This is a genomic window from Streptomyces sp. NPDC050549, assembly GCF_040655035.1.
Taxonomy (GTDB): domain Bacteria; phylum Actinomycetota; class Actinomycetes; order Streptomycetales; family Streptomycetaceae; genus Streptomyces.
Window position 1 is genome coordinate 1 of record NZ_JBFAJD010000071.1, and the last position, 12,577, is coordinate 12,577.

Consider the following 12,577-nt stretch of genomic DNA (forward strand, 5'->3'; position numbering starts at 1 on the left):
CAGTCATGGAACGTGGACTCCATCGGACCCGCCGCCACCGAACTCAGGAAACCCTTCGTCGGCGAACCACCGTCGATCCACCCCTTCCCGGAAGGGGTGGCATAACCGAACCCGAACGTCTTGTCCAGGAACGCCCACAGGAAGACGAACCCCGTCAGCAGACGCAGCGACGCGAACGCGTAGGCACGCACCGTAGTGGTCTCCGTGGCGGCTGCCGTCACGGCGCCCTCGGACGCGGACCCGTTCCTGCGGAACGTCGGCAGGTGGAAGCCTGAGGTGCGGTGCGGGTGCTCGTGCACAGCCATGATCGTTGTCCTTTCGAGGTGTCGGATCGTTCGTTGCACCGCTCACTCTGGTGCGCCGGGACGTCCGTCACCTGATGCCGTTGGTCCGCCGATGGCGGGCTGAACGGCCCCTTCCACAGGGCCTGTTGGGCCTCCGTCAGGACAGGCTCCGGTCAGCGCACGGCCCATGGGGAGCGGGCCGGGGCCCCCGGCGCCGGAGTGGTGGCTGTCGATGCCGTCCGGCTCGCCGACCGGCCGTCAGTACGGTTGCCGTGAACGCCGGTACGGGGCGGACGACTTCAGGCCGTGGCGGGAGCGCGGCCCCTCCTGCTCGGACGACCGCGCGGGCGACCGCCCGGAGTTCCTCCGGCCGCGGTGGGCGGCCACCGGCACCTTGGCGAACAGGCCCGCGAAGCGAGCGGGACCAGCGGGGAGAGCGCGCGGCCCAGCCGGTCGCCGTCATCCAGTGTGTCCTGTCGTCGGAGGCCGGCGCCGGATCCACGAACCCCCGGCAGACGAGGTCGGGACGACCGCCGCCCCGGGAGGTCGTGGCCGGCGCGGACGCGTCGCAGTAGGTGACCGCATGGTCGGCTGCTGCCCGACCGGCCCCAGGCGCCCGAAGGCCGGGACGGCCAGTCGGACGGCGACGCCGAAGAGGGACAGGGCGATCGCACCGCGTTCCGGGAAACGACGAACCCGCAGGTCACCGTGTACCGGTGACTGCGGGTCCAGCCTTCACGAACGCTGCGTCAGTGGTGGACGGGAGTCCGCCCGGTCGGCCGGTGCGTGTGGACCACCGGTGAGACCTGCGACCGCCGCGGGGTCCGGCGGGCGCGCATCCGCAGCACCAGCGCGTCGAGCGCGGCACCGACCACGACGGTGAGCGCCGCCGCGATCACCAGCAGGACGGCGAACTGCCTCCAGAACTCCGGTGTCAAGGTCGTGCCCACGGTGTCCACCCCCTCGTCTCTGCCGATCTGCCGAGTGCTTCTCTCGGTTTCATCGAACCGCGGGAGACGCGCCGGCACAGGGTGCCGCAGGGCTCCCCCGGGGGCGCCGGTCGGCCCGTTCCGCAGGCCGGGTGGCCCATGGCAGGACGGGCCCCAACGGCACACGCTGGAGGTGGTAGGTCCGCAAGAATTTCTGGAGGCACGCCATGAACGCTTCCCCGGCCACGAGCCTGCCGCGGGCCCTGCCCGCGGAGCACCGTGAACGGCTGATGGAGCTCGCTCGGGAGGTGTCGATCCCGCAGGGCACCCGGCTCTTCGAGGAGGGCGCCCGCGCCGACCGGTTCTGGATCATCCGCACCGGCACCATCGCCCTCGACATGCGCGTGCCCGGCCGCCGGGCCGCCGTCATCGAATCGCTGGGACACAACGAACTCGTCGGCTGGTCCTGGCTGTTCGGCCCGCACTCCTGGCACCTGGGCGCCGAGGCGACGACCCCGGTGCGTGCCTGGGAGTTCGACGCCACGGCCGTACGCACACTGTGCAAGGACGATCCCGAGTTCGGGATGACCATCTCCCAGTGGGTGGGCGACATCGTGGCCCACCGACTCCGCTCGGCCCGCACCCGGCTGCTGGACCTGTACGCCCCGTACGGCAGCGGCGGCATGCGGTGACCACGCCGACGGACCGCCACGAGCGAGGAGTGACCATGCATGGATCACCGCACATCGTGGGCGACGTGATGACCCGCACCGTCGCCACCGTCGTCCGCGGGGCCGCTTTCAAGGACATCGTCCGCACGATGCAGGAGCGGAAGGTCAGCGCCATGCCCGTGCTCGACGCCGCGGACCGTGTGATCGGGATCGTCTCGGAGGCCGATCTGCTGCCGAAGGAGGAGTTTCGCGACAACGACCCCGACCGGCAGACGCAGTTGCGCCGGCTGTCGGACCTCGCGAAGGCCGGCTCGGTGACCGCGGGCGAGCTGATGACCTCGCCCGCGCTGACCGTGAGCGCGGGCACGACCCTCGCGCAGGCCGCGCGGACCATGGCCCGGGCCAAGGTCAAGCGGCTGCCCGTCGTCGACCACGCTGGCCGGGTGGAGGGCATCGTCAGCCGGGCCGACCTGCTGAAGGTGTTCCTACGGACCGACGAGGAGATCGCGGAGGAGGTGCGGCGGGAGGTGGTGGCGTACCTGTTCCCCGGTCCCGCGTCGGCGGTGCGGGTCGAGGTGCGGGAAGGGGTCGTACGGCTCGGTGGCCGGGTACGGGACACCTCCCTGGTTCCCGTGGCCGCGCGGCTCGTCCGAGCCGTCGAGGGAGTCGTGGACGTGGAGTTCGCTCTCGAGGGGCCCGACCGCTCCGGGGAGTGAGAAGTCCGGGCAGCCCGTGGACCGTTGCCCCGCCGGCCACTGACGGCCGGCGGGGCAACGGCGTCTCAGCCGGTCCTGCGCCCCCACCGCGCGGCGGCCCGCTCCCACTCCTCGCCCCACTGGTCGGTGGCCCGCCGCTCCACCCTCAGCCGGATCAGGCGTCCACCCGCGAGCACGAACAGTCCGCCGGCCAGCCCGGCTCCCGTACCGGCGGCCACCACCCGCGCCGTCGCCACGGCCGGGCTCGGGGGCTCGCTCACCAGGCGGCCGTGCCCGTCCGTCCACACCGGGACCGTGCTGCCGGTGTCCGTTCCGGCCTTCACGTCCGCCGTTGCGGTCCGCACGGTGCCCTGCGCGTCGGTCCAGCGCACCTCCGCCCTCACGCGGTTGTAGTCGACCCCGACGCCCTCACCGCGCGGCACGGTGCCGAGGAGCACGGCGGTCGCCGGCCGGCGGTCCGCCGCGTCCCGCGCCTGCGCCGCCGCCACGGCCTGGGCGCCGGCCGCACCGGCCGCGGCCCCGGCGGTCGTCGCGAGCGCCCAGGCGCCCAGCACGATCCAGGCCTCGACCGCGTCGCTGTGCCGACGCAGCTCGTTGCGCCGCCAGCGCCACCCCAGGACCTTCACGCGCTTGATCTTCCGCATCGGTCACACCCCCTCACGGGCATCATGGAGACGAGAACAAGAGGACGGTCCCACCGGGTGACCGCCGCCGGGAGGGGCCGCCCGACCGTCGCGCGGGGGCCGGTGAGGACACGCCGGAAGGACCGGTTGGGCCGGTCGGCCCTAGTACTTCCGGGCCTGGCGCGTGATGATCGTGCTCACGGGTGGTCCGCCGTCCGCTCACACACCGGGGAACGAGGGGTCGAGATGACCGAGGCACGCACCTTCACCGCACAGGATCCGATCCGTGTGTTCCTGCTGGACGACCACGAGGTCGTGCGACGTGGCCTGTCCGACCTGCTGGACGCCGAGGAGGACATCTCGGTGGTCGGCGACGCCGAGAACGTCGCGCACGCGCTGGTGCGGGCACCCGCGGTGCGTCCGCACGTCGCCGTCCTGGACGTGCGCCTCCCCGACGGCAACGGCATCACCGTCTGCCGCGAACTGCGCGACCAGATGCCGGAGTTGGCGGTACTGATGCTGACCTCGTTCGACGACGAGGACGCCCTGCTCGACGCCATCATGGCCGGGGCCTCCGGTTATGTGCTCAAGCAGATCAAGGGCTCCGACCTCATCTCGGCGGTACGGACGGTCGCCTCCGGGCAGTCGATGCTCGACCCCGCGACGACGGCCCGTCTGATGCGCTCGCTGCGCGCCGAACCCGCCCAAGCCCCGGAGATCGCACCGGAGTTGGCGAGCCTGTCCCCGCGTGAACGGGAGATCCTGGCGCTGATCGGGGACGGTCTCACCAACCGCGAGATCGGCAAGAAGCTGTATCTGTCGGAGAAGACCGTCAAGAACCACATCTCCCGGCTGCTGGCCAAGCTGGGTGTCCAGCGCCGGGTGCAGGCCGCCGTGCTCGCCTCGCACCTGGAGCAGCCCGAGTCCGGCGACCGCTCCGGCAACTGAGCCGCGGGCCGGGCCTTCCGGCGCGCTCCCAAGGCCGAACGGCCCCTCCTCCTGGTCCTCCTCGCAGGACCACGCTGGGCAGGAACAGCGAACAGCCCGGCCGCTCTTGGGGGCGGGGCGGGGAGGAGTCCACATGTCCAGCACGGTTCTCGACGTGCCGACCCTGGAGACGCTGATCGCGGCGTCCGTCGCCGCACCCTCGATCCACAACACCCAGCCCTGGCGGTTCCGGCTTGATCCGGACACCGTCACGCTGGAGATCCGGGCGGTCGCGGAACGCGGCCTGCGGCACATCGACCCGTCGGGGCGTGCTCTGCACATCTCGGTCGGCTGTGCGCTGTTCAACCTGCGTGTGGCGGTCCTCCACCACGGCTGGGAGCCCGTGACCCGGCTGCTCCCCCGGCCCCACGAGCCCGACCTGCTGGCCACCGTACGACTCGCCGGAACCGCACGGTTCTCACCGCCGCCGCGGTTGTACGACGCGGTCTGGCGCCGGCACAGCAGCCGCTTCCCGTTCTCCGACCGGCAGGTACCGGCCTCCGTGCTGGCCGAACTCGCCGAGGCGGCCCATGCGGAGGGTGCGGTGCTCGACCTTCCCGGGCCCGCGGAGACCGACCGGCTGCTGCGGCTGACCCGTGAGGCGGAGCAACGCAACTCCACGGACTCCGACCGGGCGGCGGAGAGCCGCCGCTGGGTCCACCCGCCCAACGGCGAGGGGCTCGGCATGCCGCCGGAGTCGGTCGGGCCACAGGACTTCCGGGAACAGATCCCGATGCGGGACTTCGGCTCCCACCGACACCCCATGACACTTGTGGCCCGCCCCTTCGAGAAACGGCCTTCCATCGCCGTCCTGTCCACCCTCCACGACCGCCGGACGGACTGGCTGCGCGCCGGTGAGGCACTCGAACGCGCCCTGCTGCTGGCCACCGCGCACGGCGTACGGGCTTCCCTGCTCCACCAGGCGCTGGAGTGGCCCGACCTGCGCGAGCAGCTGTCGGACAACCGGCGTGCGCACACCCAGATGGTGCTCCGACTCGGCTACGGCCCGCAGGGGCCCGCCTCACCGCGCCGTACCGCGCGTCAGGTCCTGGGGGAGGACGCGGCGCCTGCCCGGCTCGGCTGACGCTACGGCCGATCAACGGGGTCCGGGCCTCGCACGGCGCTGGTCAGGGGCGCCAGGACGCGCCATCCGAGTCGCTCGTACAGGGCCCGGCCCTCCGGCGTCGCGCCCAGCACACCGACTGCGGCGTCCTGTCCGGCAGCGGCGCTGGCGAGCGTGGCCATCACCAGGCGTCCAAGGCCGCGGCGTTGGTGGGCCGGGTCGGTCTCCACCTGGTCGACGACGGCGGTGGAGCCGGTGACGGCGATCTGACCGCGCGCGGCGAAGGCGCCCTCCGCGGTGCGCACCAGGACGCGGGTCACGCCGGCGCGGTTCCAGGTGCGCAGCCGGTAGCCGTCGGGGACGTCGGTGCGGGAGGCGTGCAGTGGGGCCGACATCAGGAAGCCGGGACAGGCTGCCAGGGACCAGCCGGGTGTCAGCCAGGGGGTGAGGGTCTCCGGTGCCAGGAACGCCTTCAGCCGGACGCCCGGGGCGGTGGCGTTCTCGGTGATCTTGCGGACGGTCGGCTCGTCGGCGGTGGTCAGGACGTGGCGCATGACGTGCCGGGGCAGACCGACATCGATGGTGAAACCCCAGGAGCAGGGCGCCGGTTCGGCCGCGCCACGTGAAAGGGCCCAGCCGTCGACCCACGCCGCCACGGCTTCGGCCGTGTTCCTGAAAGACAAAACCCCTCCCCGCGTAAGCGACGAACCTGCATTACGTCTATTACATCAGGAGTGGGGGCAACCCGCGAGAGTCCGTCGTCGACAAGGTGGTGACTTCCGGAACCGGGAATGCCCGGGAGAACGCCGACCGGCGTTCTCCCGGGCGCTGTTCCTGCGACCTTCCGCACGGTCAGCAGCGGACGAGGGCGACGGGGCAGTCCGCCTCGCGCAGCGCGACCTGACAGACCGGGTCCAGCGGCAGGCCCACGAACCCGAACCGGCCGCGCGCCCCGACGACGAGAAGCTGACTGTCGGAGCTGGCCTCGACGAGGGCCCGGCGGGACCGGCCGCGGGGCCGGCGGCACCGCAGGGTGACGTCCGGGTACCGCTCGCGCAGCCCCGCCAGGGCAGCGGCGAGCTCGGCGTCCTCCTCGTCCTCGGTCACGGCGGGGGCGGACCCGCCGTAGGGCCGCGCGGCGGAGACGTTCCGCAGCTGTACGGCCACGAGGTCCGCCCCGCGCGCCGAGGCCTCGGCGAAGGCGAATTCGGCGGCTCCACGCAGCGTCGACGTGCCGTGTACCACGAGCAGCACCGGACCGGCCGGGTTCGGCCTGCCGCGGACGACCAGCAGCGGACCGGACGACCGCGCGGACAGGCGCCCGGCCAGCGAACCCTTGCGCAGGGCACCGTAGCCCTGCGCGCCATCGGCTCCGACGACCGTCAGAGACGCGGTGCGCGACTCGCGCTCCAGCACGTTCTCGGGCTCCCCGACGAGGACTTCGCGCGAGATCCGCACGCGCGGTGCGGCACTGTGGGCGTGCCGCTCCGCCTCGGCCAGCGCACTGGTCCTCGACTCGCGTCCAGCGGTCCCGTCCGACTCCCATGTGGGAATGCCGAACCGTCCCGCCTGGGCCGGCCAGCCGACCACCTGGGTCAACTCCAGGCCGACGCCGAGCCGTTCGGCCGCCTTCGCGGCGGCTTCCACCACCGCCAGATTCGACCGCGAACCGTCCACTCCCACGACCACCGGGCCACTCATCACAGTTCACCCCTCTCCAGGCACCCTCCCTGGCGGAAGGGGCGTTTCACAGGACTCCAGAGTCGTGCGGTCCCCGGCGCGCCCACAGGGGCCGGACGGACCCCGTCGGCCCACCGACCGGCCCCCGTGCCCGTGCCCCTCGGAGCCGCCGGTTCCGCGGACGGCACGGCGACCGGGTCCACACACCGAGGGGCGGGGCGACGGACGGCCTGCGCCGTCGATCGTCGTCCCGCCCCCGGCCTCAGTGTTCGGTGAGCCTGGAACCGTCCGTGCGCAGGACGGCCAGGCGGTTGCGGTACTCCTCCTCGTCGATCTCCCCGCGGGCGAACCGGTCGGCGAGCACCTGCTCGGGCGGGGGCGATCCGAGAGACTGCGGACGCCGAGAGGCGTGGCTCAGATTGCGGATGAGCAGGACGGCGACGGTCACGAGCAGGGCCCACAGCAGGACCGAGCCGATCGACATCGCGAACCAGTCCCATCCGCTCATGCCGTGTTGGTTCCAGTACGTCATCACGGTGATCACATCCTCAGGAGTGCGGAACGACGGCGACAGGGCAGTCGACGTCGTGGACAGCGGCATGGGTCACCGGACCGACGCGGCGGCCGACCGGCCGATCCGCGGTCCGGCGGCCGACGACCAGCAGGCTCGCGCCACAGGCGGCCCGGATCAGCGCGGTCCGGGGCCGGTCCTTGGTCACCGTCTCGACGACCTCGACATCGGGGTACTTGTCGCGCCACAGCCGCAGCGCACCGGTCAGGGCGGCCTGCCGCTCCTCGGCCCGATGCGGGTCGTTGAGCAGGTCGACCTCGCCGGGGCCGAGCCCGAGCACGGGTGTCTGCCAGGCGTGGACGACCCGGAGCCGCGCCCCGCACAGCCGGGCCGCCTCGAAGGCGAACTCGATCACCTCTTCGGCGGGTGAGTCGAGGTCGACGGCCAGGACCACGTCCCGGTACCCGGTCCGCCGGCCGGCACTGTCGCCGGTGGCCGGCAGTTGTTCGTCCGCGGCCTCCTCGCCGGCCCGGACCAGAACGACGGGGACCGTGGCACGGGCCACGACACCCTGTGCGACCGAGCCCACCAGGAACCCGGCGACACCGGTCAGGCCGCGCGAACCCAGCACCACCAGCTCGGCACCTTCGGCCAGCTTCAGCAGAGCCGGGATCGCGGGCCCCTCCACCTGGTCGTCGTACAGGCGCACGTCCGGACACGCGGCCCGGACCCGGTCCTCGGCCTGCTGCAGGGCGCGCCGCGCCAGATACCGCTGGGTCGCGCTGCCGGACTCCCACTCTCCACGACGCGGATGCCAGTCACAGGCGTGCACCAGCCGCAGCGGCAGGCCTCGGCGCAGCGCTTCCCGAGCCGCCCATTCGGCGGCGGCCAGGCTCTCCGGCGATCCGTCCACTCCTGCCATGACGGACGCGAGCATGATCAGCACCTCCCCACACTCGGTGTGTTCCTCGGTGCAAGCGTCGTCCGTCGCGCGCCGGGGCGGGAGGGGCCGCCGGGCCCCGCACGGGACCATCCGGCCCCACCGTCTGCCCGGTCAGCCCCTGGGCCGACGGACACCGCAGCGAGACGCTGGCGGTGACGCCGGAGGAAGGATGCCGTGGCTCCCGACAGGGACGGCATCCGGAGCCCGTCGCGGCCAAGTCAAGGAGACGGTCATGATTCCTCTCATTCTGATCGGCGCGACCGTGCTGGGCGGCTGCCTGGTGTTCGGCTACAACTCGTTCGTCGTCGGCTTCTTCCTGATGGTGGCGGGAGCCCTCGGGCTCATCACCTTCATGGGCACCCGCGGCACCGTACTGCGCCCGGGCGAGCGCGAGGCCGTCATCGAGGAACGGCACTACATCGGCAAGCACGACGACCACCAGCACTACCGGAGTTGACCGCACCGGCCCCGGAAAGGATCGATCGCCATGAATGAAGCGATGTCCGCAGCACATCCGGCCCGGCTGACCGCGAAACTCGATCGGCCCGAGTCCCGCTGGCTGTGGCTGGTGAAGTGGCTGCTCGCCCTCCCCCACTACGTCGTCCTGCTGTTCCTGTGGGTGGCGTTCGTGGGGGCGAGCGTGGCCGCCTTCTTCTCGATTCTGTTCACCGGCCGCTACCCGCGCCCGCTGTTCGACTTCAACACCGGTGTGCTGCGCTGGAGTTGGCGGGTGGCGTACTACGCGTACGGCGCCCTGGGCACCGACCGCTATCCGCCCTTCACCCTCGCCGACGTGCCCGACTACCCCGCCCACTGGGACCTGGCGTACCCGGAGCAGCTGTCCCGCGGTCTCGTCCTGGTGAAGTGGTGGCTCCTGGCGGTTCCGCACTATCTGATCCTGGCGTTCCTGCTGGGCGGGCTGAAGGTGCCCTGGGCCTCGGGCGGGCTCATCACGCTGCTCGTCCTGTTCGCCGGGGTCTCGCTGGCCGCCACCGGGCGCTATCCGCGCGGGCTGTTCGACCTGGTGATCGGGCTCAACCGGTGGGTGCTGCGCGTGGTCGCGTACGCGGCGCTCCTCACCGACGTGTATCCGCCGTTCCGGCTCGACCAGGGAGGTGACGAACCGGAGGTCCCGTCCTGACCCTCCGGGGTCACGGCGGCAAGGGACCTTTGGGCCCGGACAAGGCCCCGTCGGCCCAGGCCGCGGCGTCCGTGTCCGGGCCACTGTGGTGAGAAGAGGCCGACCGGGGAGGCTGCCATGACCGAACACACCGACGGCAAGGGCATCGTGGTGGGCGTAGACGGATCCGAGGCGTCGATGGCGGCGCTGCGCTGGGCGGCCGAGCAGGCAGAAGTCCTGCACACGGGTCTCCTCGCCGTGCACGCCTGGGAGCCGGCCGCGAGCGGACACGCGCCCTACGCTCCGGCGCCCGCTCGTCCGACGGCCGCCCAGGAGCACGAACGGGCCGCCCGGATCCTCACCGCCACCGTGCGCGAGGCCCTCGGGCCCCGGATCGACGGTGCCGTGCGCCACGTCGTGGTGGAGGGGCCGCCCGCCCGCGTGCTGCTCCAACAGGCGCGCGGCGCCCTGCTGTTGGCCCTGGGGCGCAAGGCGCACGGGACCTTCGGGCTGCCCTCGGTCGGCCCGGTGGGCCGGGAATGCCTGCGGCACTCGACGGTTCCGGTGGTGACCGTGCCGGTCACGGAGCCGTCCCGGGAGCCGCGGGAAGCCGTCGACCGGCCTTCGCCGGCCAGGAGCGGTGCCTCCTGCTAGCGCCGTCGGGAAGAACCGCCGGCCCGGACCCGAGGTCCGGGCCGGTTCTCGTGAGCGGAGGGCCGGGAGGGTGCGGGGGTGCCGTACGGGTACAGGGGGTGGGGCCGGTCGGATCCGATGTGTGGTCGCGGTGGCCCACGGACCGGGGTCCAAGGCCCCATCGTCGTACGAGCTGTCACGGACGAGGCTCAGGGCATACGCGGTGGCCGGGTGAGAGGCACCCGGCCCACGGGAATCCAGGAGGCGTCGGTCATGAAGCGCATACAGGAGACCAAGCGCCCCTCGGCCCCGCGTCGGCCCGCGCCGCTCGATCTGCGGACCCCGTCCGGCAGACCCCTCCCGTACTGACCCGGTACCGGGCCGTCACCGCACGAGGACCCGCTCCCCCGAACGCGGCACGACGGCCGTCCAGCCCAGCACCCGGTCGATACGATCCCGCAGCGCCTCGGCCGCGTCGGGTTCGCCGTGCACCAGGTAGGTGGTGTGCGGGGCGGGCGCGCCGCGCAGCCAGTCGAGGATCTGGCCCGCGTCCGCGTGGGCCGAGAAGTGCGGTACGTCGGCGATCTCCGCGCGCACGGGTACGTACTCGCCGAACATCTTGAGCGCCTTGACTCCGTCGACGAGGTCGCGTGCCCGGGTGCCCCGGGCGGCGAAGCCCACCACCATGACGGTGTTGCGCGGGTCGGGCAGCAGGCGCTCCAGGTGGTGCAGGACACGGCCACCGGTGGCCATGCCGGACGCCGAGACGATGACGGCGGGCCCGGTGGTACGCCCGATCTCGATCGACTCCTGGACGGTCCGTGCCGCGAGGAACGGCTCGGGGCTCAGCGCGTCCGTGCCGGTGGCCGTGACCTCGGGGCGGAGTTCGGGGGCCTTGGCGAGGACGGCGTCCCGGTAGACGTCCAGTGCGGCGAGGGCCATCGGGCTGTCCACGTACACCGGTACGGCGGCGGGCAGCGGGCCCCGCCGGCGAAGTTCGGCGAGCTCGTGCAGGACGACCTCGGTGCGGTCGAGGGCGAACGCCGGAATGACGACCGTGCCGCCCCTCCTGAGGGTGCGGGTCAGGACGTCGGCGAAGTGGGCCCGCCCGGCGTCCTCCTCGTGCCGGCGGTTGCCGTACGTCGACTCCATGAGGAGGACGTCCGCCCCGGAGAACGGCTCCGGGGGCCGCAGCAGGGGATGCCCGGGGCGCCCGAGGTCGCCGCTGACCGCGAGGGTGTGCCCGTCCTCCAGGGTGAGCAGGGCCCAGGCCGAGCCGAGGATGTGTCCGGCCGGGTGCAGCGTGAGACGGGTGTGCGGGGCGAGTTCGGTGCTCTCGCCGGTCGGTACCGGGTCGATGAGCTTGAGGGTGCGGTCCACGTCCGATTCGTCGTACAGCGGCTGTGCGGGCCGGTGCTTGGACCAGCCGTGGTCGTTGGCGTGCTGGGCGGCCTCGATCTGGAGCTTGGCGCTGTCGCGGAGCACGATCTCGATGAGGCGTGCGCTGTACTCGGTCGTCACGATGCGGCCGCGGAAGCCGTGCCGCACCAGCCTGGGCAGGTATCCGCAGTGGTCGAGGTGGGCGTGGGTGACGACCACCGCCCCGATGTCGGTCGCGTCGCAGGGCAGCCGCCGCCAGTTCATCCGGCGCAGATCGGCGAGGCCCTGGAAGAGTCCGCAGTCCACGAGGACACGCGCGTGGTCGCTCTCGACGAGGAACTTGCTGCCGGTGACCGTTCCCACGCCGCCGAGGAAGGTGAGCAGTGCGGGTCTGGTGCGGACCTGTGCGGGGCGTGCCGACGCTCTTGCTTCGTCCGGGGTCATGGCGGTCTCCTCGTCGAAGGAGCGGAGATCAATCGTGTGTTGCGGTCGTGCGTGCGGCCGGGGGCCCTGCCCTCCCGGCCGCACGCACGGGGTGCGGCACGGCGCGTGCGCGCGCTCAGCCGTGCTGCACCTGGATGGTCCGGGTGCCTGCCTTCGTCTCGGGCACCGGGACCGTGATGGTCAGGACACCGTCCTTGTACGTGGCGGTGGCCTCGTCGCCCTTCGCGCCGGCGGGCAGCCGGACGGAGCGGGCGAAGCTGCCGTAGCGGAACTCCGTGTGGTGCTTCTGCGTGGTCTCCTCACTGCGCTCGGACCTCAGGGTCAGAACGCCTTCCGTCACCGTGATCTCGACGTCCTTCGCGGGGTCGATGCCGGGAAGCTCGGCCCGCAGCACGTACGTCCCGTCGGCCAGGTGCTCCTCGATCCGGATGGTGTGCAGTCCAGGAACCGTGTGCGTGCCCGGGAGTCCTGTCTCGACCCAGCCGAACAGCTCGGGAAGTGTCGGCCAGCCCGGCAGTCGCTCGATCATGCCGTTCATGTTCTCCCTCCTCTTCTTGGCCACTTCCAGCGTCCCGCGCGTGGGCGGCACGCGC

Annotated in this window: 15 protein-coding genes and 1 pseudogene; 7 read left to right on the forward strand and 9 right to left on the reverse strand. The window is 72.5% G+C overall.

The genetic code is table 11. From position 1 onward, the window contains the following. Nucleotides 1-305 (reverse strand): annotated as a pseudogene (locus AB0I51_RS46210) (hypothetical protein); the annotation flags it as partial. A gap of 728 nt (nucleotides 306-1,033) precedes the next feature. Continuing rightward, a complete protein-coding gene (locus tag AB0I51_RS46215; protein WP_362985164.1) occupies nucleotides 1,034-1,234 on the reverse strand; it encodes a hypothetical protein in 201 nt (66 codons plus the stop codon). A 206-nt stretch (nucleotides 1,235-1,440) separates the two neighbouring features. On the opposite strand from AB0I51_RS46215, the gene AB0I51_RS46220 reads away from it, so the two are divergent. Continuing rightward, nucleotides 1,441-1,905, forward strand: a complete 465-nt coding sequence (locus tag AB0I51_RS46220; RefSeq protein ID WP_362985166.1) for a cyclic nucleotide-binding domain-containing protein — start codon at nucleotides 1,441-1,443, stop codon at nucleotides 1,903-1,905. 35 nt (nucleotides 1,906-1,940) lie between these two features. Further along, on the forward strand, nucleotides 1,941-2,600 hold the full coding sequence (locus tag AB0I51_RS46225) for a CBS domain-containing protein (protein ID WP_362985168.1): 660 nt from the start codon (nucleotides 1,941-1,943) through the stop codon (nucleotides 2,598-2,600). Between the two features lie 65 nt (nucleotides 2,601-2,665). On the opposite strand, the gene AB0I51_RS46230 is transcribed toward AB0I51_RS46225, so the two are convergent. Continuing rightward, entirely contained in the window at nucleotides 2,666-3,244 is a 579-nt protein-coding gene (locus AB0I51_RS46230) for a hypothetical protein (RefSeq protein WP_362985170.1), read from the reverse strand. Between the two features lie 225 nt (nucleotides 3,245-3,469). Here AB0I51_RS46230 and AB0I51_RS46235 point away from each other — a divergent pair, with 225 nt between their 5' ends. Together AB0I51_RS46235 and AB0I51_RS46240 are read left to right on the forward strand one after the other, a co-directional pair. Beyond that, nucleotides 3,470-4,171: a response regulator transcription factor gene (locus AB0I51_RS46235; RefSeq protein ID WP_362985172.1), complete on the forward strand. Its 702-nt coding sequence runs from the start codon at nucleotides 3,470-3,472 to the stop codon at nucleotides 4,169-4,171. Between the two features lie 133 nt (nucleotides 4,172-4,304). Continuing rightward, a complete protein-coding gene (locus tag AB0I51_RS46240; RefSeq protein ID WP_362985174.1) occupies nucleotides 4,305-5,294 on the forward strand; it encodes a hypothetical protein in 990 nt (329 codons plus the stop codon). A gap of 2 nt (nucleotides 5,295-5,296) precedes the next feature. Here AB0I51_RS46240 and AB0I51_RS46245 read toward each other — a convergent pair whose 3' ends face one another. The 4 genes from AB0I51_RS46245 to AB0I51_RS46260 form a co-directional block, all read right to left on the reverse strand. Further along, on the reverse strand, nucleotides 5,297-5,956 hold the full coding sequence (locus tag AB0I51_RS46245) for a GNAT family N-acetyltransferase (RefSeq protein ID WP_362985176.1): 660 nt from the start codon (nucleotides 5,954-5,956) through the stop codon (nucleotides 5,297-5,299). 169 nt (nucleotides 5,957-6,125) lie between these two features. Then, nucleotides 6,126-6,974 (reverse strand): universal stress protein, encoded by an 849-nt coding sequence (locus AB0I51_RS46250; RefSeq protein WP_362985178.1) that lies wholly within the window; start codon nucleotides 6,972-6,974, stop codon nucleotides 6,126-6,128. Nucleotides 6,975-7,215: 241 nt separating this feature from the next. Further along, nucleotides 7,216-7,485: an SHOCT domain-containing protein gene (locus AB0I51_RS46255; protein ID WP_362985180.1), complete on the reverse strand. Its 270-nt coding sequence runs from the start codon at nucleotides 7,483-7,485 to the stop codon at nucleotides 7,216-7,218. A gap of 16 nt (nucleotides 7,486-7,501) precedes the next feature. Continuing rightward, nucleotides 7,502-8,401 (reverse strand): universal stress protein, encoded by a 900-nt coding sequence (locus AB0I51_RS46260; protein WP_362985182.1) that lies wholly within the window; start codon nucleotides 8,399-8,401, stop codon nucleotides 7,502-7,504. A 238-nt stretch (nucleotides 8,402-8,639) separates the two neighbouring features. On the opposite strand from AB0I51_RS46260, the gene AB0I51_RS46265 reads away from it, so the two are divergent. The 3 genes from AB0I51_RS46265 (at nucleotide 8,640) to AB0I51_RS46275 (ending at nucleotide 10,181) form a co-directional block, all read left to right on the forward strand. After that, nucleotides 8,640-8,864 carry a hypothetical protein gene (locus AB0I51_RS46265; RefSeq protein ID WP_362985184.1) on the forward strand — a complete coding sequence of 75 codons (225 nt, stop codon included), beginning with the start codon at nucleotides 8,640-8,642 and terminating at the stop codon, nucleotides 8,862-8,864. A 30-nt stretch (nucleotides 8,865-8,894) separates the two neighbouring features. Continuing rightward, nucleotides 8,895-9,548, forward strand: a complete 654-nt coding sequence (locus tag AB0I51_RS46270; RefSeq protein ID WP_362985186.1) for a DUF4389 domain-containing protein — start codon at nucleotides 8,895-8,897, stop codon at nucleotides 9,546-9,548. A gap of 117 nt (nucleotides 9,549-9,665) precedes the next feature. Next, the gene (locus tag AB0I51_RS46275; RefSeq protein ID WP_362985188.1) at nucleotides 9,666-10,181 is read left to right on the forward strand and encodes a universal stress protein; all 516 of its coding nucleotides are present in this window, start codon (nucleotides 9,666-9,668) and stop codon (nucleotides 10,179-10,181) included. Between the two features lie 363 nt (nucleotides 10,182-10,544). On the opposite strand, the gene AB0I51_RS46280 is transcribed toward AB0I51_RS46275, so the two are convergent. Further along, complete coding sequence (locus AB0I51_RS46280; RefSeq protein ID WP_362985190.1) at nucleotides 10,545-11,984, reverse strand: MBL fold metallo-hydrolase; 1,440 nt, start codon at nucleotides 11,982-11,984, stop codon at nucleotides 10,545-10,547. Between the two features lie 115 nt (nucleotides 11,985-12,099). After that, nucleotides 12,100-12,522: an Hsp20/alpha crystallin family protein gene (locus AB0I51_RS46285; RefSeq protein WP_362985192.1), complete on the reverse strand. Its 423-nt coding sequence runs from the start codon at nucleotides 12,520-12,522 to the stop codon at nucleotides 12,100-12,102. Nucleotides 12,523-12,577: the final 55 nt, after the last annotated feature.

Excerpts from the sequence above, each read along its gene's own strand:
- AB0I51_RS46220 (WP_362985166.1), top strand. The coding sequence starts at position 1,441 with ATGAACGCTTCCCCGGCCACGAGCCTGCCGCGGGCCCTGCCCGCGGAG.
- AB0I51_RS46225 (WP_362985168.1), top strand. The coding sequence starts at position 1,941 with ATGCATGGATCACCGCACATCGTGGGCGACGTGATGACCCGCACCGTC.
- AB0I51_RS46230 (WP_362985170.1), bottom strand. The coding sequence starts at position 3,244 with ATGCGGAAGATCAAGCGCGTGAAGGTCCTGGGGTGGCGCTGGCGGCGC.
- AB0I51_RS46235 (WP_362985172.1), top strand. The coding sequence starts at position 3,470 with ATGACCGAGGCACGCACCTTCACCGCACAGGATCCGATCCGTGTGTTC.
- AB0I51_RS46240 (WP_362985174.1), top strand. The coding sequence starts at position 4,305 with ATGTCCAGCACGGTTCTCGACGTGCCGACCCTGGAGACGCTGATCGCG.
- AB0I51_RS46250 (WP_362985178.1), bottom strand. The coding sequence starts at position 6,974 with ATGAGTGGCCCGGTGGTCGTGGGAGTGGACGGTTCGCGGTCGAATCTG.
- AB0I51_RS46255 (WP_362985180.1), bottom strand. The coding sequence starts at position 7,485 with ATGACGTACTGGAACCAACACGGCATGAGCGGATGGGACTGGTTCGCG.
- AB0I51_RS46260 (WP_362985182.1), bottom strand. The coding sequence starts at position 8,401 with ATGCTCGCGTCCGTCATGGCAGGAGTGGACGGATCGCCGGAGAGCCTG.
- AB0I51_RS46265 (WP_362985184.1), top strand. The coding sequence starts at position 8,640 with ATGATTCCTCTCATTCTGATCGGCGCGACCGTGCTGGGCGGCTGCCTG.
- AB0I51_RS46270 (WP_362985186.1), top strand. The coding sequence starts at position 8,895 with ATGAATGAAGCGATGTCCGCAGCACATCCGGCCCGGCTGACCGCGAAA.
- AB0I51_RS46275 (WP_362985188.1), top strand. The coding sequence starts at position 9,666 with ATGACCGAACACACCGACGGCAAGGGCATCGTGGTGGGCGTAGACGGA.
- AB0I51_RS46280 (WP_362985190.1), bottom strand. The coding sequence starts at position 11,984 with ATGACCCCGGACGAAGCAAGAGCGTCGGCACGCCCCGCACAGGTCCGC.
- AB0I51_RS46285 (WP_362985192.1), bottom strand. The coding sequence starts at position 12,522 with ATGAACGGCATGATCGAGCGACTGCCGGGCTGGCCGACACTTCCCGAG.